This window comes from Methanothermococcus thermolithotrophicus DSM 2095 (assembly GCF_000376965.1).
Taxonomy (GTDB): domain Archaea; phylum AGJL01; class Methanococci; order Methanococcales; family Methanococcaceae; genus Methanothermococcus; species Methanothermococcus thermolithotrophicus.
Map to the genome: position 1 here is coordinate 1 of NZ_AQXV01000054.1, position 24,240 is coordinate 24,240.

Sequence of the window (24,240 nt, forward strand, 5' to 3'; positions counted from 1 at the left end):
GTTAAATTAACAGCACCAATTGCAAAATTGGACTCAGAAGTATCATTAGATACTGCTGACAAAAACTTAATCTTAGTTGGTGGACCAGTTGTAAACGCATTAACAAAAGAATTAGTAGATGCTGGTAAAGTTGCAATTGACAACAAAAGCCCAGCAACATTAGCTGCTGTTCAAGATGCAGCAAACGGAAACGATGTTTTAGTTGTTGCAGGTGGCGACAGAGAAGCAACAAGAGAAGCTGCAAAAGCATTATTAGAAATGATTTAAATTTCTTATATCTATTTTTTTATTTTCAAAAAAAGTTCGAAAGGTTATAAACATCAGTTTTTATTCAATCGTAGCGAAGCGAAGAGCTACAAATTCCGAAGGAATTTGTTTAATTTTAAATAAATAGATTAATTTATTTAAATTTACAAATTAATAAACATATTCCTATAAATTTTAACAAAAAAGAAATTTAATCTAAAACAAAACTTGGTAGCGAGGGGTCGATTTGAACGACCGATCTCCGGGTTATGAGCCCGGCGGGATAGGCCTGGCTACCCTACCTCGCTTCTATTCGTTCGCAAAGTAAAACAACAAATGTTTACAATACTACGAAAACAGAAAAAACTTACAACAATCTTAAAAACGCTTTAATTGAATTTAAAATCAAAAAGAACGAAAATTGTCTGATATAGCGGGGCGAAGATTTAGAACGCAACTTTTAAAAAAGTTGCATCAAAAACAATACTCGCTACGCTCGTATTTAAACTTAATATAAAATAATATAGCGGGGCGAAGATTTGAACTTCGGATCTCCGGGTTATGAGCCCGGCGGGATGGGCCTGGCTACCCTACCCCGCTTCTATTTCCTTTGCAAAGTAAAGATGTATATTCTAGTATATAAACTTATCGGTTGTGCAGGGAGTTATAAAATAACACATTTTTCGAAACTATTACATATTTCGAATAATATCCTACTTAACAAATAATAATGGTGGTCATATGAATATTGTCCAATCATACCTTACCGATGAAAAAGGAAATATCAAAGGGGTTATTTTAGATTATAAAATATTTAAAAAAATTGAAGAATTGTTATTAGATTATGAACTTTTAAAGGCTATGGAAGAAATCGAAGATGAGGAAGAAATTAATTTAGAAACTGCTAAAAATTTATTATAATAGTGATATAATGGAAGTATCTTTTAAAAAATCTTTTATCAAAGATTTAAAAGATTTAAAAATAATTTATCTGAAATCCCAAATGTAAAAAAGTTAAAAGGTGCATATAGTTATTATCGAATTAGGTTGGAGATTATAGAATAGGTTTTAAATACGAAAATAGAAAAATTGTTTTTTATAAGGTTTTGCATAGGAAACAAATTTATAAAAAATTTCCATGATTATAACAAAACCGAGTACGCATAAATCGCAAGTATAATCAACATGGTAACAAAAAATATCTGCTGGTTTTTCATAATCTTTTTTCTCTTTTTTATGTATTCCTCCTTGCACTTCTGTGAACAGAAGGATTCTTCAGGAGGGATCGACAATCCGCAATTTATGCAATGTTTATGTTTTTCCATAATTTCACCAAACACCAAAAAATTGTTATTCTGAAACAATGGTAGTTCCACTATGATTTCCTAAAATAGCATTTAAAATTTCTTCAGGGGTTCCTTCAACTACCAGGGTTTTTAATTTTGCCCTATCTATAATTTTAGATGCCAAAGGATCCACAACACTGGAAGAGCCTGCACTTATGGAAGCTGAACCAGTGAGGTCTAAGAGCTCTGTTGTGGTTATTTTAGTAAGCTTTTTAGCATCATCATATTTTCTTGGGTCTTTGTCGTAAACACCGTCAACGTTTGTAGCTATGACGAGTAAATCGGCATCTATATATTCTGCAAAGGATGCTGCAACTGCATCTGTGGTGTGTGCAGGATGGGTTCCACCCATTACAACAATTTTATTTAAATTCATGATAAGCTCCGCTTCTTTGAAGTTCTCTGGAATTTTTTTAATTGTGTAGTTTCCAAGGGCAGATATCAACAGCATACCGTTCATTCTTGTGGCCATTATTCCAATTTCATCGCAAAAGGCTTCATTTGCAAATTCTCTTGCAACTGAAATATAGTTTCTTGCAGTATATCCTCCACCTACAACTATTCCCATCTCATGGCCCATATCTTTTATTTTTTTGAATGTTTCAGTATATTCCTTGATTTTTTCCACAGATGCTCCTTCTTTAGGCATTAAAACTGAACCACCTAATGCGAAAATTACTTTCATGTTAAACCCTCTAATGTTTATAAAATATAAAATTTGTGATTATATGAGTTTGCAAAACTCCGAAGGTTTTGCCTCGACTCAACAAAAATTCTTCAAATTTTTGTGAGTCAGCAACAAGTTCGTAAAGAGATTTACTCGATTTCCTAAATAGTATGATATACAAATATATAAAATTTTATTATACTGCGATAGTGGTGGGTATTGAATGATTTATTAAGTTTTTAAATTTAGATGGGCATTATGTTTAAAACTGCACACTATTCTAATTACAACATGAAGAACAATATAACCTACCGAAAACCGAAGGTCTTCAGGGATTTAAAAATCATTAGATTTTCAAATAAAAAGAAACTAAATTGAAGTTACTTATACGTACAATATTTAATGTTTTTCGAATAACCTTAATAAATAATAAATATGTAGAAAAAAAGCTTAATTACATTTTTAAAGCCATTTTAATGTCTTCAACTTTTACAGTTTTTCTACCAGCGTGCTTTGATAATTCTGCAGCTTCTTTAGCTATATCTAATGCGATATCTTCTAAAGCTTCTACAAATACTTTAGCTGCTTCTTCACTTACTCTTTCAGCACCTGCTTTTTTTAATATTCTTACAACTGGAGCAACTGGAAGCTCTGCCATAAACTCACCTCAATCTTTTATATTTTTAATTTTGAAAAAAGAAATATATAAGTCTTTCGGAAATAATCCCTATATTGTCGTATCCGAGTAAAGTAAGGGTGGTGGTAAAACATTATAGCTTCGCACAATATATTTGGATTAGATATGTTAATATAAGATACTCCAACATGTATTTTGAATATACGTGTGACTCCCATTAAGTTTTGATACCAATGGAGGATGTAAAATAGTTTCCGGTTGAACAAAACTATTTTTTATTAAATGGATTATTCTTTTTCGTCAAGTTTACATAATTGATTATCTCTTTCAAAGCTTTTTCTGCATTCTCCAGTTGGTCGTTATTTACATAAATCTCCAATTCACTAAACAACGTCTGAACATATTCGTTATATTTATCCTTTTTAATTAGGAGCTCCTTGTACTCGTAGATTAAATTTTTTAGTCTTTCTTTCTTAATGTGTTCTAAATCATCTTTGATATTATCCCATATGGTCGATTTTTTTAAACCTAATTCCTTTGCTACTTCTCTAATACTCCAACCTTCTTTTATCAATTCTACAGTATGGTTTTTAACTTGTTCATCTATTTTTTTAGGTCTTCCAACTTTACTACTTATCTTTACATCTACTCCAAATAGTAGCAACCTGTTAAGGGCATTCTTGTTCTTTCTTTCCATGAGCTCGTAAACTGATTTTGGCATAACTATTTCATCTACCCCATCTTTTATCAACTTTTCAACTTCTTTTTTAGATAAATATTTTGGAGTATAATATGTTTTATAAGTCATACCAGTCCCCTATTCTGTTCAATTCTTTCTTAATATCTTCAACAGTAATTCTCAGGTAATGCATGGTGGTATTGATTGACTTATGCCTTAGGTATTTTGAAACCTTTTCAAGAGGTACTCCATCATTTAAAAGATGTAATGCCCTTGACCTTCTAAATGTGTGTGTTGAAAGTTCCTTTTTTATCCCCGCATCTTTCGTGTATCTTTTTACGAGCTCCCATGCATAAGTCCTATTTTTAAAGTTGAATAGATCATCTTCTGGCTGCAAATTGTTATCTCGAATATACTGTGAAATATCGTTAATGAGCCACTCAGGAATTATACACAGTTGGAAGCTCTCGGTCTTTGTATCGTATAGTTTACAGACTCCCTCCTTTAGATTTAAATCTCTGACTTTAACATTTAGCAACTCTGAAACCCTTAAAGCCATTCCATAAAGCATTTTGAAAAATAATCTATGGTGTGGATATTTTACAGCATCTATAAACTCTTTTAGTTCTTCTTTTGTTAACCAATCTTTGCAGTAGTGTCTCGTCATAGTACCCAATCGTCCGGAAATTTTAAACTAACAATTTCATTATTTTGTTGGTTGGATGTATATGACATAATATATTTATATATTTTTATCGAGTAAAGGTAATTTTAGATGTTTTATTATTCCATTGTATGAAAATCACTTTACGGTCTTCTTGGGCATATCATAAATTTAACAGACAATATAGGTGATAGGATGAAACAAAAAATTAAACAAAAATCCAACAGCTTTTACAACACCTCGGCAACTTTAAGGGTGGATGTTGGAAAAAGAGTTTCAAAAGTTACCATTGCTGCAAATGTATTACTGTCCGCTTTAAAAGTAATTGTAGGAATTGTAGGACAAAGTAGTGCTTTGATTGCAGATGGTATACACTCCCTATCTGATGTTTTCAGTACAATTATTGTATTTATTGGAATTAAGTTAGCAAGTAAGCCTGAAGACAAGCGCCATCTCTATGGGCATGAAAAATTGGAACCAGTTGTGTCAAAAATACTGGCAATTATTTTACTTGCAACAGGGCTGGTAATCGGATACAACGCAGTTCAGCTTATTCTACAAGGAACCACCATAATACCTGCAGAAATTACAATCTATGTTGCGATACTCTCGATCATCACAAAGGAATGGATGTATAGATACACAATTAAATGGGCTGAAAAAATTGGAAGTTCAGCTTTGATTGCAGATGCATGGCACCATCGTTCAGATGCATTATCATCAATCGCAACCGTTGTAGGGATTGTAGGCGCACGTTTAGGCTTTCCTATGTTGGACCCTATAGCATCTCTTGTAATTTGCATATGGATTATAAAAGCAGCTGTTGAAATTTACTTAAAGGCAGTTAATGAATTGATAGACCGTGCAGCAGATGAAGAAGTAGTTAAATGTATTTTACAAGATATATTGGATACAGAAGGCGTTATGGGTGTTGATGATTTAAAAACAAGAACCTATGCGAATCAAATGTATGTAGATGTGGAAATTGCAGTTGATGAAAATCTTTCGGTAAAAGAAGCACACGATATTGCAGAAAAAGTTCATGAAAAAATCGAAAAAAAATACAATGCAAAACATTGCATGGTTCATGTAAATCCCGGCCCAATTAAAAATTAAAAGCATATCGTAGTTGTACTTTCGTCGTTATTTTTAGATGAGAATACTCAAAATATATACTACCACTACAAGACCAATAATAAAACTAACGAGCTTCACAAATGACACTACTATATTGAATATTAAACGAATTATGATCCAAAGTAATAATGCAGCTATAATAGCGGTTATGACCCAATCAAATATTCCAAACATGGTTACACCCCTCGAACAATAAATATGATTGTTATACATAATATTATAACCTACTTTTTTAAAAAGTGTTTTTATTAAGTTTATTTTTTAGGATATTAATATCATCTAGTTAGTGTGGGGTATTATGAAAGATTTAAAACTAAAAATAGAGCTCGTACCGTCTGGTTCTTGGGGTGCCAATATCAGAATGTTAATGTCAAAAGAACAATGGTATAACATAAGAAGAAAGGAGGTTATAAGGGCAGGATACAGGTGTGAAATATGTGGAATATCTATGGAAAAAGGCCTGCACATGCATGAGGAATGGGAATATGATGATATTAACAAGATACAGAAGTTTAAGAGGTTTATAATGTTGTGCCCTAACTGCCACATGATAAAACATTTAGGTTTTGCAGAGGTGTTGGCAAATAAGGGAGAGCTGGACTACAGTACACTTGTAAAACATTATATGAATGTGAATAACTGTACTGATGAAGATTTTCTTAGACATAAGGATGAAGCATTTAAAAAATGGAATGAACGATCTAAATACACATGGACAATTGATTTAGGGGAGGAACTTGGCAGTATGTTGGGAGTTAGGTACTTGAAAGGCAATGGATCATATTTTAAAGATAAACCTTTGTAAAAAATTTGGAAAGTATGTATGAATATCGGAGCTCCGAGGATATACGAATTCGAAGCGAAAGAAATTTTGATAAAAACGATGTTTTGATAGAGAATGCTTTAAAAGTGTTTAAAGTTGATAAATATGATTTACTAAAATTTAGTTAAGTTTGAAGTAGGGGCAAAAAATAGAAATTAAGTCTTAAAGTTGTATATCTAACTACCGTATCAAAATATAATCCTGTTTGGTATTAACCACTTTTTAGTAGTCCTTTAAACAAATTATTGAGATCTTCAAAAATAGACACTTAAAACCATATCGGATTTAATAAAATAAAGCCAGATAAAAGAGTAAAACAATGACGCGGAGGCCGAGATTTGAACTCGGGTTGGGCAAAGCCCAACGGGATTAGCAGTCCCGCGCCGTACCAGGCTGGGCCACCTCCGCACACTCACTTAATAATCATATTAATAGTATATATACTTTTCGATGATACAGTAGTAAAAATATATAAAAAATATATAAAGGATTTGATTAAATCTCAACAACATCTACAACTTCAAGGGGAATGTCTCTTAAAGCTTTACCAATTGCTGATTTTGCTATTCTCACAGCATGTTCTGGACTTTCGGCATTAAAGACTTTCATAGATAGTAAAATACCAACTATTGCAGTTCTTGCAACAACCAGTACGCAGTCTATAGGTTCTCCACATTTAGGACATATTGTTAATCCAACGTCAATATCCACATAATCTAAATTGTTTCTGTTTAGGAGTTTTCCAATTTGGGATATGGCCACCCCTATGGCATCTTCAACATCTTCAATATTCTTTGCAGTATATGCCGCCTGTAGCGTTACATGATAATTTCCCATCGGTCTCACCAAATATTTAAACGAAACTTAGTTTCGTAGTAGTTCATAGCTCTAACTTTATGAGCTCTTAATTTTTTATTATTTTGCCAGCGTAAATCTCACGTCGTCATCTCCTACATTGAAGATTCCTAATCTAGCTCCAGCATCTATCCAACCATAAGCATAATTTAATGATGCAAATGCATTAACATAATCTCCTTCTTCTATAAATGCTTTTGCGTCTTTAAAATAACATTCAATCATACAGAGATAGTCTAATGCTACATCATATAGGAGACTTCTTTTTGGAGGGACACCTTTCTTTATAATCTCTATTGCTTCTTCGGTTCTTTCAAAGTAGTTGGTTATTTTTTCATCAGTTATTATGTTTTTTATATTTTTTATATCTTTCATGATATCCCTATGCCAATCATGTTAGAAGTATACAAATATACAAATAATGTATATATACTCGTTATAAAACTATCTCAAAAAGAACTAAAAACTTAAGGCCAATATATTATTTAAATATTATGCAAAAATATATTTCGACGTTTGACTAACAATAAAAACCTATATATAACAAAATTATAATGATTAATAATGACGGTTATTATGGTAACGTATTATTGAGGTGAAGTAATGATTGAAATTAGATTCCACGGAAGAGGAGGTCAAGGTGCAGTTACTGCTGCACAGATATTAGCAAAAGCAGCTTTTTTTGATGGTAAATTTTGTCAGGCCTTTCCTTTCTTTGGTGTCGAAAGAAGGGGAGCTCCGGTTATGGCATTTACAAGAATAGATGATAGGAAAATAAGATTAAGAAGTCAAATTTACAAACCTGATTATGTCGTAGTTCAGGATCCAACTCTTTTGGATACAGTAGATGTTACAAGCGGTTTAAAGAAGGGCGGAAAACTCATCATAAACACATTAAAAGATGTAAAAATGGATGATTATGAGGTTTATCCAATAGATGCTACAGGAATATCTTTGGAAGTTTTAGGGTTACCTATTGTAAACACCACAATGTTGGGAGCTTTTGCAGGGGCTACCAATGAGGTAACTCTTGAATCACTCAAAAAAGCTATTCTTGAAACTTTCCCCGGAAAACTTGGACAGAAAAACGCAGAAGCTGCAGAAGTGGCATACAATAGAATAAAAACTAAATAAACATGCTAAAACATGCTTTGTGATTACGATAGTTAGTGCCGAATAAACATGTTTTAAACTATCTCAAAATTATAGGTGATTTTATGGTTACTATAGGTACGATAATATACGAACCAGGTAATTCTATTAAAAACAAAACAGGTAGTTGGAGAGTTTTTAAACCAGTGATGGACAAAGATAAGTGTGTAATGTGTGAAAACTGTTACATATTCTGTCCTGAAGGCTGTATTCAAGAAAAAGATGGAAAATTTGACATAAACTACGATTACTGTAAGGGATGTTTAATTTGTGTAAGGGAATGTCCGGTTAATGCAATAACAAAGGTTAGGGAAGAGAAATAACTTAAAAACACTTTAATTAAATGACGATTAATTAAAATACTTAAAAATATATAGGGTGAATATGGATGTGTGAGGTTAAGATTATTACAGGAACTTCTGCTGCTGCAGAGGCTGCAAAATTATGTGATGTTGATGTCATTGCAGCTTATCCAATTACACCACAAACAACATGTGTAGAAAAACTTGCTGAATTTGTTGCCAATGGGGAGCTGGATGCGGAATACATAAAAGTTGAAAGTGAACATTCCGCAATGAGTGCATGTATCGGTGCAAGTGCAACCGGTGCAAGAACATTTACTGCAACTGCTTCACAGGGTCTCGCATTAATGCATGAGCTCTTGTTTGCGGCTTCAGGTATGAGATTACCAATAGTTATGATGAATGCAAACAGGGCGTTATCAGCACCTATAAACATTTGGAACGATCAGCAAGACAGTATATCTCAGAGAGATACTGGATGGATTCAATTTTATGCGGAAAACAATCAGGAAGTTTTAGACACAATAATTCAAGCATACAGGATTGCCGAACATGAAGATGTTCTATTACCTGTAATGGTTAACTTAGATGGATTTATACTCACCCATACAGTTGAACCTGTTACAGTGCCTAAACAAGAAAATGTTTTAGACTTTGTGGGAATATACGAACCTAAACATGCATACATGGATCCTGACAGACCAATTACACAAGGACCTGTTGGAGTTCCGAGCTGCTATATGGAATCAAGATATGCGGTTCAAAAAGCAATGGATAATGCCGAAAAGATAATTATGGATATCCACGACGAATTTGCAGAAAAATTCAAAAGAAGCTACGGAAATGGATTGATAGAAACTTACAACATAGAAAATGCTGAAACAGTACTTGTAGCATTAGGTTCAGTATGTAGCCCTATAAAAGAAGTTATAGACCAGATGAAAGAGGAAGGCAAGGAATACGGATTACTAAGAATAAGATGCTACAGACCTTTACCAATAAAACACATCAGGGAAGCTTTAAAGAATGCTAAGAATGTCGCTATACTTGATAAGGATATTAGCTTCGGGACAAATAAAGGAGCAGTTTATCTGGACTTGGCTTCATTCTTAAAGGACAAAAAAACAGTTAATTACATAGTAGGTCTTGGTGGAAGAGATATTAGAATTCAGGATATTAAGGATATAATGGAACATGCTGAAAATGCAGAAGACGGAGAAACAAAGTGGGTTGGATTACAGGAAGAATAATTAGTAGAATTCAGCGAACTATATTTCCTTTCTTAATTTCCTTTACTAACATTTAATGGTGATATAATGACTGGTAAATCTCAGTTTTCAAGAGAAGAGTACTTTGCTCCAGGACATAGGGGCTGTGCTGGTTGTGGTGCTGCGATTGTTGCAAGATTGACCTTAAAGGCTACCGGAAAAGATACAATAGTTGCAAACGCTACAGGATGTTTAGAAGTTATGACCACACCTTATCCAGAAACAGCTTGGAGAGTTCCTTGGATACATGTTGCATTTGAAAACGCTGCAGCAGTTGCAAGTGGAATGGAAAGTGCGGTCAGAGCTCTGAAAAGAAAAAGAGGAAAGTATGCTGATAAAAAGATAAATGTAATTGCATTTGGTGGAGACGGTGGTACTGCTGATATCGGTTTCCAAGCTTTAAGTGGTGCCATGGAAAGAGGACACGACATGGTTTACATAATGTACGATAACGAAGCTTACATGAACACAGGAATTCAAAGAAGTGGTTCTACTCCATTAATGGCTTCAACAACAACATCCCCTGCTGGAAGCGTCATAAGGGGAGAAGACATGCCTAAAAAAGACATGCCTATGATAATGGCAGCTCACGGAATTCCATACGTTGCTACAGCATGTTTAAGTTACCCTGAAGACTTTATGAAAAAAGTTAAAAAAGCATGTGAAATTGAAGGACCTGCATATATCCAGATATTACAACCATGTACAACAGGATGGAGATATAACGCAGAAGACACTGTGGAAATAGGAAGATTAGCAGTTAAAACTGGATTATGGCCATTGTATGAAATAGAAAATGGTGAATTTAGAGTAACATACAAACCTGCAAAAAGAGTGCCATTAAAAGAATACATAAAATTACAGAAGAGATACAGGCATTTAACCGACGAAGATATTGAAATGTTGCAAAAAGATGTTGATGAAAGATGCAAATTGTTAGGAATCGATTAAAACACTAATTCGAATAAAATATTTCTTTATTTATTTTTCATAGAATGGATCTATAGAACCAGTTTTTACTCACAACATTACATAAAGGTGTTTTCATGAAGAAGATAATGATGATTACCGATACCTGCGACAATTGTGGAGATTGTGTAAAGTCATGCATGGAAGTCCACGGGATAAGTAGGATTAGTATTTTAGAACATGATGATAAATACTTACCAATAGTTTGTCAACACTGTGCTTCTGCACCATGTAAGGAAGTATGTCCTGTTGATGCAATTGAATTCAGAGGAGATATAGTTTATTTAGACGAAGATGTCTGTATAGGCTGTGGACTTTGTGCAATAGCCTGCCCGTTTGGTGCAATTGTAGTTTCAGACAAGGCTCATAAATGTACACTATGTATTGGAAGAGATGAACAGGCCTGTGTTAAAGCATGTACAAAAAGATGTTTAGATGTAGTTGGTGTGGAAGATCTTATATTTGATAAAAGATCTAAAAATCTCGAAACTATGGCCAAATTAAGCCCAAACAAAGAACTTAAAAAAGAAAGTAAGAAGAACTTTATATCTAAATTGCTTGTTCCAGCTAAAACTAGGCCGTAACTAGTTTTAATATAAATACTTATAAAATAAAATTTTCAATCTCCCTTTGGGATGGTGACATTATGAAACTTATGCCTAATGTTGAATTATGTATTGACTGCAAGAAATGCGAAAGAATCTGTCCTGACAATGGGATTTTTGTTATTGAGGGCATCTCTATAAAATGTATGCACTGTGAAAAAAACCCGTGCTTACGGGTATGCCCTGAAGATGCAATTGAAAGGATAGGGGATAAAGTCGTACTTCATAAGGAGAAATGTGTAGGATGCGCTTTATGTATAGAGGTCTGTCCTATAGGAGCTATAAGAATTGATAAATGTGAGATGGTTGCTGTAAAGTGTAATGGATGTTATGGTAGGGAAGATGAACTTTGTAAGTTGGCCTGTCCAACTGATGCATTGGAATACTCTGAAAAGACTGTAGAACAGAAACAGGAAAAAATAATCTCAAAACTTAAGAAAATATACAACTGCATATAATTAAATTATTTCATTAGCAAATAAAATAAAACCAAATAACTTAAATCGGAGTGAGCGAAGCGAACGGAGAGCTACAAAAACCCGAAGGGTTTTTGTTTAAAATAACTAAAATTATTTCTATTTTAAATAACTTTAATTTTTATTTTTCATTTAGGGGAATTAAATTAGCTTTTATATTGTTGTTTTCAATTTTAAGCTTCATAATTGTTTTAAGAGGATACCTTGGGACAGTTGGACTTCCAGGGTTTAACAGAAGGATTTTATTTTCAACTTCTTTTACAAGTGGTACGTGGGTGTGTCCTGTTATTAAAACATCTAAACCCATTTCCATACTCGTGTATTTCATTTTCAGAAGATCCCCTCTTGGGTATATCACATCCCCATGCATAACGCCTATTTTAAAGTTTTCAATGTTCAATATTTCTTTTTCAGGTAGATCCATATAATCCATATTTCCCTTAACTGCGACAACATTGGATATATCTTTCAAACTGTCTAAAACGTTGGGGGAGGTTACATCTCCACAGTGTATTATTAAATCTACATCTGAAAAGTGTTCAAAAACATCTTTTGGTAGTTCTCTGACTCTATCTGTAACATGAGTATCTGAAATTACGCCGATAATCATAATACCGCCACAGGCTGTTTTTAATTGCAGAATAGCTAAATATTTATTTAAATTAAATAAAAATATGGGTGAAATCAAATTTAATCCAATAACAAAACTCACAAAACTAACATTTGGTAACAACTAACATATATTAAAAAAGTGGCTTCCTTGGGGTGGACACAGCCATCTACCATCATTAAACCCTAGATCCTGCTCAATCCCGCTACCCTATGAGCGTTGGTGCTCCATCTACCGCTGCTCCCTTCCGGGCCTGACGGGGTTCGAAGGATGAAGAAGGATTGTCTCCTCCCTCCAGAGGAGCTCCCTTCAACACCTTACCCCATAGGACAGGATTTCACAGCAAAATCTAGGAATGAATGGTAGAAAAAACTGTGCCGCCCCCAAGTTTTCGGCCCCTACATAAGGCGATTTTAGGTTACAGGGGACGCCTAACCCCCCGGCCTAGCCACCTATATTTAAGTCAAAGTTCTTATATATACTTTACGATTTCTAAAAAGAAAATTATATAATAAATGTATGAGATAACAAATAAGTATTAATATATATGTGATGTTAAAACTCTTTACAATAAACCTCTCTATTATATGGGGCAGTTTCAATTGAATTGGAGGATTAGTATGAGACTAGTTAAAGAAGCACTTGCCAAAAATAATGATGAACTATACCAAAAACAAATGTCCAAAGATGATTTCGGAAATGCAAGTATTGTTGTGGTTGGATGTGGTGGTGCAGGAAATAACACAATTCATAGACTTATGGAAATAGGAATTGAAGGTGCAGAAACAATAGCCATTAACACAGATAAACAACATTTGGAGAATATTGATGCAGATAAAAAAATATTAATAGGATCTACATTAACAAGAGGTCTTGGAGCTGGAGGATATCCGGAAATAGGTAAGAAATCTGCAGAATTGGCTAAAAATGTGTTAGAAGATGTTATAAAAAATGCTGATTTAATATTTGTTGCTGCGGGAATGGGTGGAGGTACCGGTACTGGTTCAGCTCCAGTTGTAGCTGAAATTGCTAAAGAAAATGGTGCAGTGGTTATAGGTGTAGTTACCTACCCATTTAAGATTGAAAGAGCCAGGTTAAAAAAGGCGGATGAAGGGCTTAGAAAACTAACCGAATGCTGTGATACAGTTATTGTAATTGACAACAATAGATTAGTTGATTTTGTTCCAAATTTACCAATGAACGAGGCATTTAAAGTAGCAGATGAAATTATTGCTCAAGCTGTAAAAGGTATAACTGAAACTATCTCCCAGAAAAGCTTAATAAACATCGACTATGCAGACGTAAGAGCTGTTATGTCAAACGGTGGAGTTGCAATGATAGGTGTTGGTGAAGTAGATTACGATACAAAGGGAGATAGGGTTGAAAGAATTGTAAAGGATACATTGGAATGCCCTCTTTTAGACATCGATTATAAAGGAGCTACAGGTGCTATAATACACATCACTGGAGGGCCTGATTTGACCCTTGGAGAAGCAAATAGAATTGGTGAAGGTATAACAAGTAGCATGGACCCTAACGCAAATGTTATATGGGGCTCTAGAATAGACCCATCTATGGAAGGATGTATAAGAGTTATGGCCATTATTACGGGAGTAAAATCTCCAAATATATTGGGTGGGGGGAAATCACCTCAAAGAATAATCCCAAAAACAGAAAAAAAATCTAGAAGTTCATTAGGTATAGATTATATTGTATAAATTAAACAACATACATTCCTTTAAAAATCTTTTATTTCGTGTGAAAATATGAAAGCTTATGAGAGGCTTTTACTAAGTGTAGGCTCTGGAAAGTTCGTAGAAGAATTCAAAAAAATCCTTTTGGAATTGGATATCCCCTTAAAAGATTTTTCTGAAATATCTGGTATTCCTTACAGTACCATCTATAAAATCGTACATGGAAAAGATTTTAGAGTCTCTACACTGAAGAAAATTGTAGAAACCATAAAAAGCTTTGAGAGTAACGAAGACGACATAGATAAAATAGCAGTAATTGCAGCAAGACCTTCTTTAAATAAAATTAGAACTAAAAAAATATCAATAAAAGGTAAGGAATATCTACTGAAAGAATATCCTGCAAATTCACTAGAGGAATGCATAATCGCTGCAATATATGCAGAAAGAGAGGATGCTAAAGCTATAGTTTGTGCCCCAATTGTAAGTTCAAGTATTGAGAAAATAGTGAGGGTCCCTGTTGCGGTTATACTACCTGAAAAAGATGCCTTTATGAATGCCCTTGAAATAGCAGTTAATAAAATATAAAAAATATCGGTATTTATTTTTATTTTATTTTTTCGACAAATGAATTTATTCTTGAAGTGTTTTTCCATATTATATCTTCTACTTCATTTTCAACATCATCTAAAGAACTTACCGTTATTGCTGGAGAGTTTACTTCACTTAAAAATTTACGAATGTCTTTTTCATGAAAAATAAGTCCTTCATAGTACTTTAATTCAGGTAATGCATAAAGTACTCCATCCAATTCTCTTATTTCCATACAGGAGTCTAGTATTGTATCAACAGTTAATGTCATAGTACCTGATGTTTTTGAAATTTTTGAGGATCTATATGTATTTAATATTCCTCTTTTTTTACCGGTACATAGCCTCTCTAAAGAATCATCGACTTTAAATATTTCCCTGTCGTATGAACACTTTGGATTTTCAACAATTAGTACTTCTGGATCGAAATTTGATATAAAATCTGAATCTAAACCGCCGATTCCTGTAATATCCACAATTAAATCTGGATCCAGATTTCCATTTCTCATGTTCAATTTAAACTTGTTTAAATCCATAAATTTTATCCTTTCATCAAATATTATATCTTTTAGATGAGGTTGAATATCCACAAGAATAACTTCTTCTGAATCTCTCGTAAGTGAATGGGCAATATAGTTTCCACAGAGATAAGCCCCAAAGACTACGGTCTGTTTAAACTCCTCCCCTTCTAAAAAATACTTTATTGCGTTCGCTTTTTTTTCTACTATGTGATATATTATATCTTTAACTTTGGTTTTAGAATTTATTGTTTTTACGCTTTCTGTTATACCGTACTTCATCCTTTCACCGTTATACCGACCCTATTTAATGCTTCAATTAGTTCATTTTTTATTCTCTGTTCGATGTCTTCCTTGTGTATTACAGATGATGGGGATAGACTGCCTGTTAGTATTCTCCCTTTGTTGTCCATTATCACAAGCATCGAACCTGAGCCTGGAACCCCCAACCTTCCTCTTGCAATAACTATATCTGCATCTTTGGAGTCTACGGCAATTAGGCCTTTATTTATGGCCGGTGTTCTTGTTAAATCTGCAACATCTGTTGAAATTTCAATCATTTTTATATCTGCGTTAACTATCTTTGAAATAATATTCTTTACTACTTTAAATTTTTTTGGATTGTTGGTGGCGATCACTATGTTTTTTGACTCAAGTATCTTTTTTTTAATAAGTTCGACTTCTTCTGGTTTATCCCCTTTTCTAGTTCTATTTAATGATTCCAAATATGCAGTTTTTATAGATTCTTGAAAATCGAGATTTTTTATATCGTAATTCTTCATTTTAACCTACCTATTGTAGTAGTGTGCGAAATTTTTTAGATTTCACAAAATTTTAAAATTTAAAGGGATTATCTATTGGATTTGAAATAAGATCGTTTATAAATTTGGAATTCATCTAACACGTCATGTTAAATTCTGGCTTTTTTAAGCCATTCTAAATCATTCTTATGAAGGTCCCTTATATCTGTAAGTCCCAATTTTAACATTGCGAGCCTGCTTAATCCAATACCCCATGCCAGTACAGGTTTATTAATCCCCAAAGGTTCTAGAACTTCCGGTCTAAATATACCTGCACCAAGGAGCTCTAACCATCCTTTTCCTTCCATATATACTTCAGCTTCTAAGGAGGGTTCTGTAAATGGGAAGTAGGCGGGTCTTATTCTAACCTTTTCGAAACCTAATCTTCTCAAGAATTCAGTTAAAACTCCTACAAGGTTATCAAAATTGACATTTTCGTCCATAATGATTCCTTCACACTGGTAGAATTCAGGAAGGTGTTTGTAGTCAATAGCTTCGTTTCTAAATACCCTATCAATACAGAAAACTTTATGTGGTTCGGCTTTTTCTTCCTCAGATAATGACGCCAAATACTTTATTGATGAAACTGTTGTATGGGTTCTTAAAACCGTTCTTTTAGATATTTCTTCGCTGAATTTATAGCACCATCCCTTAGATATTTTATTTTCATCTATGCATCCTTCCTCATGCATGTCTTTAACTTTTTTAAGGAGCTCCTCTGGAACTGTACCTTTATCAGGGTATCTTAGGAAGAACGTATCTTGCATGTCCCTTGCTGGATGGTCTTGTGGCTCAAAGAGAACATCGAAATTCCAGAATTCGGTTTCAACTATAGGGTTTTTAACTTCTTTGAAACCCATGCCAATTAAAATCTCTTTGATTTCATCAATTATTCTTGTTAGCGGGTGTACTTTTGCAGGATAAACTTCTTCTGTAGGTATTTTAACATCGTAAGGTCTTATGTGACATTCTTTCCATTTGCCGCTTATTATGTGTTCCCTTGTCAACTGCGTGATTTCTTCTTTTATTTCAATTGGGTTCTTTATGAATTTTTTTCCTTCATCGGTGAGCTCCAATTTTCTATCTATTACTTCTTCTATGGTGATAAACCCTCTTTTTTTAAGGTTATCTATGGTTTTTAGTTCTTCCTGTGAATATTCATCCAATTGGGTGAATCCCTTAGTTTCACTCAATGAAGCCAGTTTTTTTAATAATTCTTCTTCATCATCGGCATAATCTAAATCTTTGAATTTTATATTGCCCTTTTCTATGGTTACTAAACCTTTTTTCTTTAAGTTTCCAAGTGCAGGGTTTATTTCTTCCTTCTTCAGGATCTTCCCAAGGTCTTTAATTGGAATTGAATCTAATCCATTTTCTTTTAAGTAGTTTGCTACTCTTCTTTCAGGTAGCCCTAACTTTAATATTTCCTCTCCCTCTTCAGTTATTTTTGCAATTTTGGTTTTGTTTTCAACTATATTCAAAAGGCCCTTTCCAGATAACCATAATGCAGTTCTCATAATCTTTTCTTTTTCCATATAATTGGAGAGCTCTTCAACAGACATGCTTTCTTTTTTAACATCCTGAAATACTTTCAACAATCTTTTCTCATCGTTATGAAGTTCCATTGTTTCACCTAATTATAATCATACACAATCATAATAATAGATATCGTCTGTAGTGTAAGTATTTGTATAAATATAATATCCAATATATAGTCATTCTGCGATGAGTATCGTAAATCGTTATCTTTAAATTTTAATTTAAAATTTAACAATTCATATTTAAGTATCATTAATTGTAGAATGACTTAGATTCATCTAACCATTACAATTAATATATTAGTTATAAAAACTTACAATAATTTAAATTTAACTAAAATAATCTGATAATAGGAACATATGTGGTCGTTTTGCAATATTTAACACTTAAAATTTTAATTTAATTCTTGGATATTAATACTTCTAAATTGAAAAATTTAATAATTATTTATAACGTCAATTCACAGAAACCGTATTCTAATTTATGCGGATTATAGGCTAATTTACACATTTGGTGATTTTATGGAGAGTGAAAATTGTGAAATCAATAACTATAACCACAATATAGACAAAAGCATTATAGACTCAATATATTCCGAAGGCTTTCCAATAGCTCAGTATGGAATTTATTCAAAAAAGGCAAAACCCTATAGAACATTTAAAATCCCTGTTGATGCAGGGTTTTCATGCCCCAATAAAGATGGAACACTGGATAAAAATGGCTGTATTTTTTGCCCAAAGATGGGACGGCCAATTAGTGTTAAATACTGTGATTCGAAGTACTCCCTAAAGGAACAGATCGAAGTACAGATGGAAAGACAAAAAAATAAGGGAATTGAAAAATTTTATATTTATTTCTATCCTGGGACAAACACCTACGGAGATGTTGAAAAATTAAAAGAATTATGGGATTTTGCACTTTCGTACGATGACGTTATTGGATTGTCCATAGGCACAAGACCAGATTGTCTTGAAAAAGAAAAACTGGACATTTTGGGTGATTACGTCAAAAAAGGTTATGAGATATGGCTTGATTTAGGGATCCAGACGATACATCAAAAAACACTGGAATTTTTAAATAGAAAACATAGCACTTCCGATATTATTAACGCCATTAAAGAATGTAAGAAAAGGGGAATTTTAGTATGTGGGCATATTATATTGGGACTTCCAAATGAGAGCTGGAGCGAAATGATGGAGACTGCAAAAGTTCTTTCAGCGCTTAAAATTGATGCTTTGAAAATATACCCGTTGGTTGTAGTTAAAAACACGAAATTAGAAGAACTTTATTGGAAAGGAGAATACAAAACTGTAGATGAAAAACAGTATGTTAGTTTAGTATGTGATTTTTTAGAACATCTATCGCCGTATGTTTTAATTCAGAGGGTGTCAAAGGATAAAGTACCTGACGAGATAAAGGTATCTCCAGAATGGGTTTTAAGTAGACTTAAGATATTGAATGAAATAAGTAATGAATTAAAGAGAAGAAAAAGCAGGCAAGGAAGTAAGTATTTAATTTAAATACTTCTTAGGAGAGTACAGGCTGGAGGAATAATTATAGCTTTAAATATTGATAATGAAGAGATGATTTAGGTAAAATTCCCGGAAGGATGATCTTAAATCAAAACCATGGTTTTTCTCATGTCCTTTTCAATTTTTGTCATCTCTTTTGCATACAAAGTTGCTATTTTTTCCATAACTTTTTCAATATTTTTAACCCCTATATCGTTTAAGCCTGTAGCATTTACATGTTCTGGAGTACCTTCAGTTTTTACATTTATACCGAGATGGATTTTTCCAGAGGATACGCCCCTACATGCAATACAAACTGAAAGTTTTTTATCTTCAAAGTATAAATCATCCCCTTCCCTCTTCAATCTAATATTTCCCATTTCCTCAATAACTTCTTTTGCAATGGAAACCAATATTCTCTGCCTCAAGTACGTGATTTTTAAGTCGGGATTATCGAAGTGTTCAACAATGTAGTTTATACTTTCAGAAGACTTTATTGGAATTTGGTATTCTGATTCTTCCTTTACGTCTTTTAAATCCTTCATGTCTTCGATTTTTACTTCCATAGGTCCTTTAAAAACTACAATACTGTCTTTTTGTATATTAAAAGTTTTAAATGCCCATAATGGTTCTATTTCTTTTCCCGTATATTTCATTTCTTTGTCAACAATTACTACAGAAATATTGTCGAAGTCTATTATCTCAACCATTTTTTCACCATTAAGAAAATTAAAAAATAAGTAAATTATAAGTTATAAAGAATAACTAAAAAATAAATTAAACTAAAATTCATGTGTTATACCACATGATTTGTCGATTATTCTACAACTTTGACTTTATCGCCATCTTCTAATTCAACCATTAAAGTTTCTTGGTTTTTGTAAATACCATCTATCAAGGCCAATACACAGGCTTTGGTACCGTTTCTATCTGAGCCTGCAAGTACCAATATTTTGTATTTTTGGTTGTAAGGTTTGTCTATAAGTTGGATAACTCCTCTGTTTTTTCCGGGATTTTCGTTATCAATAGGTATTTTTAGATAATTTTCTATCTCCTTAGTTAGTTTATTTGAAACAGGACCTCCAATGAGTATTAAATCACTATTGGTTTTTAATACGTCATCGTCCAGTAGGATCTTTGAACCTTGGTAATCTATTATTTTACTGTACTGCTTTCCATCTTTGTACAGTTTTATTTCGTCATCTTTTTTAATTGCAAATATGTTGTTTCCGAAGTATTTTGTATCTTCATCCATTTCAACTTCATAATTGTTTGTGGATTTAACGTTAAAATAAACGATGGAGTTATTTTCATCAATATTCTCTACACTAACTTTATAGTTTAGTAACTCGAAGTTTTCAGGGAGCTCCTCAGGATTATCATATCTTAGTATGATATTTTTATCATCAAGAAATACTTTAAAATCATTGTTAATATCAAATTTTTCTCCATCTTCTAATTTAAGGGCGTCATAAACTTCAAAGTAGAAGTAATAGTACTTACCACTTTTTTCTGTACCGTTGTAGTATATGGAAATTGTGGAGTTTTTGATTTTATAATAGTTCTTCTCTCGTATTTTTGGGTGATCTATTGATTCATTATTTTTTGATATATTAATTATCAATTCATCCCCGTTTTCATTCATGGCCTCCAAAATAATTTTATACCCTCCATATTCAAATTGTGGATCTTTATCTTTTACTATTACATCTTTTACCTTGTTGCCAAGGAGCATGGAATTTTTATCGTAATCCAAAATAGTGTAGGCTTTTCCTAAGAATATTATTTCCTTGCCAATATCGGATGTTTCAAGGTTTTCTTCATATTCTACTTTTTTATATCTTATCCTATTGTCGTTATCATCCTTCTCAAATACTACAAAAAGTTTGCTTTTACTGTCCTTAATCTCAAAACTATCGGTTGCTGTTGGAACGTTGTATATTATTGTTTCTTTAACTTTTAATTTATTTCCATCTTCTACTTCTATTTCCTTGTTTGAATAGTAGTTCTTCATGAGCATTTCAGCGTAATTTTTATCTACATTATCCTCGTTTACTATAATATGGAATGAATCTTGTCCAATTATGGCATAACTGGCAGGAAGTATACACAAAATAGTTAAAACCAGAATTGTCATTTTTTCTATAAATCCCATTATTTAACCACCTGTTTATTTTAAAATGAATCTTAAATGAATCTTATATGTTAAATATAATATATAAACAATAATTTATAAGTTATCAGCCGATACTATTAGAAGTGTACTGCAGGATATTCCAGGTAAATAGATATAAGGTGATACTTTGAATGATTATGACACTTTAAAGAAAAATTTGATTCAGCTCTTAAAGGATGTAAATTGTGTAAAATTTGGTGATTTTGTACTTGCATCAGGGAAAAAAAGCAAATACTACGTGGATATAAAAAAAGCCACTACAAATCCAAAGGTTTTAAAGGCAGTTGCAAAAATGATTAAAGAATACTTAGAGAAGGAAAATGAGCTCGAAAATAAGAACTTAAAAATTGCTGGTGTAGAGTTAGGGTCTGTCTCTATAGCCACTGCAGTTTCACTTGAAACAGAAAAAGACCTTCTTATTGTGAGAAAAAAGGCAAAGGATTATGGAACAAAAAATAAAATTGAAGGAGAATTAAATGATGGCGATAGGGTTATCATTGTTGAAGATGTTACGACATCAGGAGGCAGTGTTGCAAAGGCAGTTGATGAAATAAGGAGAAATAACGGAATAGTTGAAAAAGTTTTTGTTATCGTAGATAGAATGGAAGGGGCAAAAGACAACTTAAAGGAAATGAATGTCGAGCTCATACCATTGGTTACAATTGAAGAGCTCGGAGTAGGGAAAAATTTTTAAAATAAATAATTTTCTTATTTAACTTTCTTAATTTATATATAAAAAATAAACACCCATATAAAAATGGTTTATCCACTCCTTAATATGATGCAAGCACTATTTTCCTCAACACCCATAATTTAGCCAATAAAGTGATATTATTTAACATAATATATTCATATATAAACATATTAATATGTTCCATATACTACAAAACAAAGATTTGATAATAAACCATATATGTGATAATATGCACAAATCAAAATTAAGAATTGTGGCATTTTCAGATTTACGGGTACATTCCATAAAGAAATGCTTAGAAATCATAAAAGATATTAATCCCGACATTATTTTATATGGTGGAGATGATATTGATAGATTTGAAAGTTTGCCAAAAAAAACTCTAAAACAAATTGTTGAACAGAGTCTTAATACATTTAATAAAGAATGTATACACTACGCTCCTTCTGTGAAAATAGACAAAAGATCATCTGCGACTTTAAGTGATGTGGCCGTATTCTATTTTAAAAAAGAAAAGAAAAGATATACAAAAAAAGAGATAATTAATTATCTTTCTAATTATATATTTAATAACCCCAATGATTTTGTAATCAGGAGTATATTCTATAAAATGGACAACTATGGAAATAAAGAACCATCACTTGAAGATATAAAAAATTTTTTTGAAAAGCATATGCCATACTATACTACTAAAAATGGAGAAGTTAAAGGATTAATTTATTTTTCTAATGAAAAAGAGTATTTTAAAAAACTATCCGCATTATCTAAATATGGTCTATGTTTTGTTCTTGGTAATGATAATCATCCGATATATAAAGAAATAGAGACAAAACATAAAAATGTTTATAATGTGCATTCCAATCCCTTAGTAATTGACGATTTTGTAATCATTGGTTTAGAGGGAGCTCCTTCTGAAACACCAATTAACTATATTCTATCTTCTGATGACAAAACTGTTAAAAAACACCTTAACAATATGGCAAAAAAGTATAAAGATAAAAAAATGATTATTTTATCCCATGCCCCTCCTTATAGTATATTGGATTATGCCATGAGATATGGAGAAAAGCATATTGGGTCTAAACCATTGTTAGAATTTGTAAAAGAAAAAAAGCCATTATTGGTGGTTTGTGGTCATGTACATAGATATGGCGGTAAGGAAACTCTTTTTGAAAACACTCCTATAATTAATGTAGCATCTCATGATGATGATTTATCTCATGGCAATATGGCATTAATTGAAATAGAAAATGATGAAATTAAAACTAAATGGATAAAAATACCCTCAAACTTTGAACTTGCAGTTAAATCATCTAAAACTCGAGAAGAAATATATAAGAATTTATATGAATCAGGATTTTTATATGAAAAGGATTGTAATATTCTTACTTCTGCAATAGAAGAGTTTGGAGACGAATTTGTTTCAGATTTTCCTAACTTATACTGGAATATAAAATGTAAATATGGGTTTAGTTTATTTCATGTTATAGAACTTTATAAGATGGGAGTTAAAAAACCAGATGATATTAAAAAAGAGCATGCTGAAAAATTAGTAAAAAAAATAAAGAACGGACTATCTAAAATGATATTAATGGATGCCCTTTCAAAAGTATTTGCAAAAGACGGAGAATTAGTTATATTAACTAATGATTTAGAATGGCTTTTTGAAAAAAAAGTTGCTTATTTTGATACGGAATATATCGATTCATCAAATACTATATTATATGGATTTTTAATTGATGAGAAAATAAAACAATTTTCCGTAGGGGAAGAAGAAGAGGTTATTGATTTAGTTAATAAATTAATATTGGATGGTTATAAAATACTACATTATGGAGGAGAAGGCCGAAATAGCATATTAAATTTATTTAGAAGTAGAAATATGAAATTAAAACCGGTTAAAGAAGCTTTTATCAATGTATATTATAAAATTAAAACTCAGATAGGAATACCAATACAGTCAAAAAAATTAAAAGATGTTGCTGATTTTTTTGACAATTCTGAAAAAAAATTAAAAAGATTTGAATATAATCTTCCAGATGGGAGTATCATAACCTATGAAGGAACAATACCTTATGATTTCGATGGATTTACTAAAACAAAATTCTGTAAGAAAATTTTAGATGCGTATCAAAATGATGTTAATTTTAAAAGTATGAAAGAATATCATTTATTAAAAGGAACTAATGAAGTAGATTTGTATGACTTACAAAAAATTGTAAATAATCTTAGGGATAAGATTAAACAAAATAAGTGTATAATTAGATTAAATATTGATTCATAAT

28 protein-coding genes, 3 tRNA genes and 1 other RNA gene are annotated in these 24,240 nt (G+C 32.2%); 15 read left to right on the forward strand and 17 right to left on the reverse strand.

What is annotated here, in order from left to right; genetic code table 11:
* Nucleotides 1-267, forward strand: a 267-nt coding sequence (locus F555_RS09115) for an S-layer protein (protein ID WP_040682824.1), incomplete at its 5' end; no start/stop codon positions are given.
* Nucleotides 268-475: 208 nt separating this feature from the next.
* Here the strand turns inward: F555_RS09115 and F555_RS0106950 are convergent.
* Together F555_RS0106950 and F555_RS0106955 are read right to left on the reverse strand one after the other, a co-directional pair.
* Nucleotides 476-554, reverse strand: a tRNA-Met gene (locus F555_RS0106950).
* Between the two features lie 216 nt (nt 555-770).
* A tRNA-Met gene (locus tag F555_RS0106955) sits at nt 771-846 on the reverse strand.
* A 141-nt stretch (nt 847-987) separates the two neighbouring features.
* On the opposite strand from F555_RS0106955, the gene F555_RS0106960 reads away from it, so the two are divergent.
* Nucleotides 988-1,167, forward strand: coding sequence for a hypothetical protein (locus F555_RS0106960; protein WP_018154499.1), 180 nt, complete (start codon nt 988-990; stop codon nt 1,165-1,167).
* A gap of 221 nt (nt 1,168-1,388) precedes the next feature.
* On the opposite strand, the gene F555_RS0106965 is transcribed toward F555_RS0106960, so the two are convergent.
* The 5 genes from F555_RS0106965 to F555_RS0106985 form a co-directional block, all read right to left on the reverse strand.
* Nucleotides 1,389-1,571: a DUF2116 family Zn-ribbon domain-containing protein gene (locus tag F555_RS0106965; protein WP_018154500.1), complete on the reverse strand. Its 183-nt coding sequence runs from the start codon at nt 1,569-1,571 to the stop codon at nt 1,389-1,391.
* Between the two features lie 25 nt (nt 1,572-1,596).
* A complete protein-coding gene (gene pyrH, locus F555_RS0106970) occupies nt 1,597-2,277 on the reverse strand; it encodes a UMP kinase (RefSeq protein WP_018154501.1) in 681 nt (226 codons plus the stop codon).
* Between the two features lie 436 nt (nt 2,278-2,713).
* Nucleotides 2,714-2,917, reverse strand: a complete 204-nt coding sequence (locus F555_RS0106975; protein ID WP_018154502.1) for a histone family protein — start codon at nt 2,915-2,917, stop codon at nt 2,714-2,716.
* 247 nt (nt 2,918-3,164) lie between these two features.
* On the reverse strand, nt 3,165-3,704 hold the full coding sequence (locus tag F555_RS0106980; RefSeq protein ID WP_018154503.1) for a helix-turn-helix domain-containing protein: 540 nt from the start codon (nt 3,702-3,704) through the stop codon (nt 3,165-3,167).
* A complete protein-coding gene (locus F555_RS0106985; RefSeq protein WP_018154504.1) occupies nt 3,694-4,242 on the reverse strand; it encodes a tyrosine-type recombinase/integrase in 549 nt (182 codons plus the stop codon). Before F555_RS0106985 ends, F555_RS0106980 begins: the two co-directional genes overlap by 11 nt.
* 192 nt (nt 4,243-4,434) lie before the next feature.
* Here F555_RS0106985 and F555_RS0106990 point away from each other — a divergent pair, with 192 nt between their 5' ends.
* Together F555_RS0106990 and F555_RS09120 are read left to right on the forward strand one after the other, a co-directional pair.
* Nucleotides 4,435-5,355, forward strand: coding sequence for a cation diffusion facilitator family transporter (locus tag F555_RS0106990; protein WP_018154505.1), 921 nt, complete (start codon nt 4,435-4,437; stop codon nt 5,353-5,355).
* Nucleotides 5,356-5,674: 319 nt separating this feature from the next.
* A complete protein-coding gene (locus F555_RS09120; protein WP_018154507.1) occupies nt 5,675-6,181 on the forward strand; it encodes a hypothetical protein in 507 nt (168 codons plus the stop codon).
* A 341-nt stretch (nt 6,182-6,522) separates the two neighbouring features.
* Here the strand turns inward: F555_RS09120 and F555_RS0107005 are convergent.
* From F555_RS0107005 to F555_RS0107015, 3 genes are all read right to left on the reverse strand, one after another.
* Nucleotides 6,523-6,607: transfer RNA gene (locus F555_RS0107005), tRNA-Ser, on the reverse strand.
* Between the two features lie 87 nt (nt 6,608-6,694).
* Nucleotides 6,695-7,036, reverse strand: a complete 342-nt coding sequence (locus F555_RS0107010; protein ID WP_018154508.1) for a DUF555 domain-containing protein — start codon at nt 7,034-7,036, stop codon at nt 6,695-6,697.
* Nucleotides 7,037-7,114: 78 nt separating this feature from the next.
* Entirely contained in the window at nt 7,115-7,429 is a 315-nt protein-coding gene (locus F555_RS0107015) for a DUF357 domain-containing protein (protein WP_018154509.1), read from the reverse strand.
* Between the two features lie 228 nt (nt 7,430-7,657).
* Between F555_RS0107015 and F555_RS0107020 the strand changes: the two genes are divergently transcribed.
* From F555_RS0107020 to F555_RS0107045, 6 genes are all read left to right on the forward strand, one after another.
* Entirely contained in the window at nt 7,658-8,188 is a 531-nt protein-coding gene (locus tag F555_RS0107020) for a pyruvate ferredoxin oxidoreductase subunit gamma (RefSeq protein WP_018154510.1), read from the forward strand.
* A gap of 83 nt (nt 8,189-8,271) precedes the next feature.
* Entirely contained in the window at nt 8,272-8,529 is a 258-nt protein-coding gene (gene porD, locus F555_RS0107025) for a pyruvate synthase subunit PorD (protein ID WP_018154511.1), read from the forward strand.
* A 65-nt stretch (nt 8,530-8,594) separates the two neighbouring features.
* Nucleotides 8,595-9,758, forward strand: coding sequence for a pyruvate synthase subunit PorA (gene porA, locus F555_RS0107030; RefSeq protein WP_018154512.1), 1,164 nt, complete (start codon nt 8,595-8,597; stop codon nt 9,756-9,758).
* 66 nt (nt 9,759-9,824) lie between these two features.
* A complete protein-coding gene (porB, locus tag F555_RS0107035) occupies nt 9,825-10,727 on the forward strand; it encodes a pyruvate synthase subunit PorB (protein WP_018154513.1) in 903 nt (300 codons plus the stop codon).
* A gap of 95 nt (nt 10,728-10,822) precedes the next feature.
* Nucleotides 10,823-11,329 carry a 4Fe-4S dicluster domain-containing protein gene (locus F555_RS0107040; protein ID WP_018154514.1) on the forward strand — a complete coding sequence of 169 codons (507 nt, stop codon included), beginning with the start codon at nt 10,823-10,825 and terminating at the stop codon, nt 11,327-11,329.
* Between the two features lie 62 nt (nt 11,330-11,391).
* Entirely contained in the window at nt 11,392-11,808 is a 417-nt protein-coding gene (locus F555_RS0107045; RefSeq protein WP_018154515.1) for a 4Fe-4S dicluster domain-containing protein, read from the forward strand.
* Nucleotides 11,809-11,947: 139 nt separating this feature from the next.
* Here the strand turns inward: F555_RS0107045 and F555_RS0107050 are convergent, their stop codons facing one another.
* Together F555_RS0107050 and ffs are read right to left on the reverse strand one after the other, a co-directional pair.
* On the reverse strand, nt 11,948-12,436 hold the full coding sequence (locus F555_RS0107050; protein ID WP_018154516.1) for a YfcE family phosphodiesterase: 489 nt from the start codon (nt 12,434-12,436) through the stop codon (nt 11,948-11,950).
* Between the two features lie 138 nt (nt 12,437-12,574).
* Nucleotides 12,575-12,891, reverse strand: an RNA gene (ffs, locus tag F555_RS09345) — signal recognition particle sRNA.
* A 165-nt stretch (nt 12,892-13,056) separates the two neighbouring features.
* Here ffs and ftsZ point away from each other — a divergent pair.
* Both ftsZ and F555_RS0107065 read left to right on the forward strand, forming a co-directional pair.
* Nucleotides 13,057-14,154 carry a cell division protein FtsZ gene (gene ftsZ / locus F555_RS0107060; protein WP_018154518.1) on the forward strand — a complete coding sequence of 366 codons (1,098 nt, stop codon included), beginning with the start codon at nt 13,057-13,059 and terminating at the stop codon, nt 14,152-14,154.
* A gap of 48 nt (nt 14,155-14,202) precedes the next feature.
* The gene (locus tag F555_RS0107065; RefSeq protein WP_018154519.1) at nt 14,203-14,715 is read left to right on the forward strand and encodes a helix-turn-helix domain-containing protein; all 513 of its coding nucleotides are present in this window, start codon (nt 14,203-14,205) and stop codon (nt 14,713-14,715) included.
* Between the two features lie 19 nt (nt 14,716-14,734).
* On the opposite strand, the gene F555_RS0107070 is transcribed toward F555_RS0107065, so the two are convergent.
* The 3 genes from F555_RS0107070 to pheS form a co-directional block, all read right to left on the reverse strand.
* Nucleotides 14,735-15,517, reverse strand: a complete 783-nt coding sequence (locus F555_RS0107070) for an SAM-dependent methyltransferase HcgC family protein (protein ID WP_018154520.1) — start codon at nt 15,515-15,517, stop codon at nt 14,735-14,737.
* Nucleotides 15,514-16,017 carry a FeGP cofactor biosynthesis guanylyltransferase HcgB family protein gene (locus F555_RS0107075; RefSeq protein ID WP_018154521.1) on the reverse strand — a complete coding sequence of 168 codons (504 nt, stop codon included), beginning with the start codon at nt 16,015-16,017 and terminating at the stop codon, nt 15,514-15,516. Before F555_RS0107075 ends, F555_RS0107070 begins: the two co-directional genes overlap by 4 nt.
* Before the next feature lie 128 nt (nt 16,018-16,145).
* Nucleotides 16,146-17,660, reverse strand: a complete 1,515-nt coding sequence (gene pheS, locus F555_RS0107080; protein WP_018154522.1) for a phenylalanine--tRNA ligase subunit alpha — start codon at nt 17,658-17,660, stop codon at nt 16,146-16,148.
* A 435-nt stretch (nt 17,661-18,095) separates the two neighbouring features.
* On the opposite strand from pheS, the gene F555_RS0107085 reads away from it, so the two are divergent.
* Entirely contained in the window at nt 18,096-19,094 is a 999-nt protein-coding gene (locus F555_RS0107085) for a TIGR01212 family radical SAM protein (protein WP_018154523.1), read from the forward strand.
* A gap of 95 nt (nt 19,095-19,189) precedes the next feature.
* Here the strand turns inward: F555_RS0107085 and F555_RS0107090 are convergent, their stop codons facing one another.
* Together F555_RS0107090 and F555_RS0107095 are read right to left on the reverse strand one after the other, a co-directional pair.
* A complete protein-coding gene (locus F555_RS0107090) occupies nt 19,190-19,795 on the reverse strand; it encodes a DUF366 family protein (protein ID WP_018154524.1) in 606 nt (201 codons plus the stop codon).
* Nucleotides 19,796-19,902: 107 nt separating this feature from the next.
* Nucleotides 19,903-21,240 (reverse strand): S-layer protein, encoded by a 1,338-nt coding sequence (locus F555_RS0107095; protein ID WP_018154525.1) that lies wholly within the window; start codon nt 21,238-21,240, stop codon nt 19,903-19,905.
* A gap of 148 nt (nt 21,241-21,388) precedes the next feature.
* Here F555_RS0107095 and pyrE point away from each other — a divergent pair, with 148 nt between their 5' ends.
* Both pyrE and F555_RS0107105 read left to right on the forward strand, forming a co-directional pair.
* On the forward strand, nt 21,389-21,955 hold the full coding sequence (gene pyrE, locus F555_RS0107100; RefSeq protein WP_018154526.1) for an orotate phosphoribosyltransferase: 567 nt from the start codon (nt 21,389-21,391) through the stop codon (nt 21,953-21,955).
* 253 nt (nt 21,956-22,208) lie between these two features.
* On the forward strand, nt 22,209-24,239 hold the full coding sequence (locus F555_RS0107105) for a metallophosphoesterase family protein (RefSeq protein WP_169330643.1): 2,031 nt from the start codon (nt 22,209-22,211) through the stop codon (nt 24,237-24,239).
* Nucleotide 24,240: the final 1 nt, after the last annotated feature.

Coding starts and splice junctions, on each gene's coding strand:
- F555_RS0106960 (WP_018154499.1), top strand. CDS start 988: ATGAATATTGTCCAATCATACCTTACCGATGAAAAAGGAAATATCAAA.
- F555_RS0106965 (WP_018154500.1), bottom strand. CDS start 1,571: ATGGAAAAACATAAACATTGCATAAATTGCGGATTGTCGATCCCTCCT.
- pyrH (WP_018154501.1), bottom strand. CDS start 2,277: ATGAAAGTAATTTTCGCATTAGGTGGTTCAGTTTTAATGCCTAAAGAA.
- F555_RS0106975 (WP_018154502.1), bottom strand. CDS start 2,917: ATGGCAGAGCTTCCAGTTGCTCCAGTTGTAAGAATATTAAAAAAAGCA.
- F555_RS0106980 (WP_018154503.1), bottom strand. CDS start 3,704: ATGACTTATAAAACATATTATACTCCAAAATATTTATCTAAAAAAGAA.
- F555_RS0106985 (WP_018154504.1), bottom strand. CDS start 4,242: ATGACGAGACACTACTGCAAAGATTGGTTAACAAAAGAAGAACTAAAA.
- F555_RS0106990 (WP_018154505.1), top strand. CDS start 4,435: ATGAAACAAAAAATTAAACAAAAATCCAACAGCTTTTACAACACCTCG.
- F555_RS09120 (WP_018154507.1), top strand. CDS start 5,675: ATGAAAGATTTAAAACTAAAAATAGAGCTCGTACCGTCTGGTTCTTGG.
- F555_RS0107010 (WP_018154508.1), bottom strand. CDS start 7,036: ATGGGAAATTATCATGTAACGCTACAGGCGGCATATACTGCAAAGAAT.
- F555_RS0107015 (WP_018154509.1), bottom strand. CDS start 7,429: ATGAAAGATATAAAAAATATAAAAAACATAATAACTGATGAAAAAATA.
- F555_RS0107020 (WP_018154510.1), top strand. CDS start 7,658: ATGATTGAAATTAGATTCCACGGAAGAGGAGGTCAAGGTGCAGTTACT.
- porD (WP_018154511.1), top strand. CDS start 8,272: ATGGTTACTATAGGTACGATAATATACGAACCAGGTAATTCTATTAAA.
- porA (WP_018154512.1), top strand. CDS start 8,595: ATGTGTGAGGTTAAGATTATTACAGGAACTTCTGCTGCTGCAGAGGCT.
- porB (WP_018154513.1), top strand. CDS start 9,825: ATGACTGGTAAATCTCAGTTTTCAAGAGAAGAGTACTTTGCTCCAGGA.
- F555_RS0107040 (WP_018154514.1), top strand. CDS start 10,823: ATGAAGAAGATAATGATGATTACCGATACCTGCGACAATTGTGGAGAT.
- F555_RS0107045 (WP_018154515.1), top strand. CDS start 11,392: ATGAAACTTATGCCTAATGTTGAATTATGTATTGACTGCAAGAAATGC.
- F555_RS0107050 (WP_018154516.1), bottom strand. CDS start 12,436: ATGATTATCGGCGTAATTTCAGATACTCATGTTACAGATAGAGTCAGA.
- ftsZ (WP_018154518.1), top strand. CDS start 13,057: ATGAGACTAGTTAAAGAAGCACTTGCCAAAAATAATGATGAACTATAC.
- F555_RS0107065 (WP_018154519.1), top strand. CDS start 14,203: ATGAAAGCTTATGAGAGGCTTTTACTAAGTGTAGGCTCTGGAAAGTTC.
- F555_RS0107070 (WP_018154520.1), bottom strand. CDS start 15,517: ATGAAGTACGGTATAACAGAAAGCGTAAAAACAATAAATTCTAAAACC.
- F555_RS0107075 (WP_018154521.1), bottom strand. CDS start 16,017: ATGAAGAATTACGATATAAAAAATCTCGATTTTCAAGAATCTATAAAA.
- pheS (WP_018154522.1), bottom strand. CDS start 17,660: ATGGAACTTCATAACGATGAGAAAAGATTGTTGAAAGTATTTCAGGAT.
- F555_RS0107085 (WP_018154523.1), top strand. CDS start 18,096: ATGGAGAGTGAAAATTGTGAAATCAATAACTATAACCACAATATAGAC.
- F555_RS0107090 (WP_018154524.1), bottom strand. CDS start 19,795: ATGGTTGAGATAATAGACTTCGACAATATTTCTGTAGTAATTGTTGAC.
- F555_RS0107095 (WP_018154525.1), bottom strand. CDS start 21,240: ATGGGATTTATAGAAAAAATGACAATTCTGGTTTTAACTATTTTGTGT.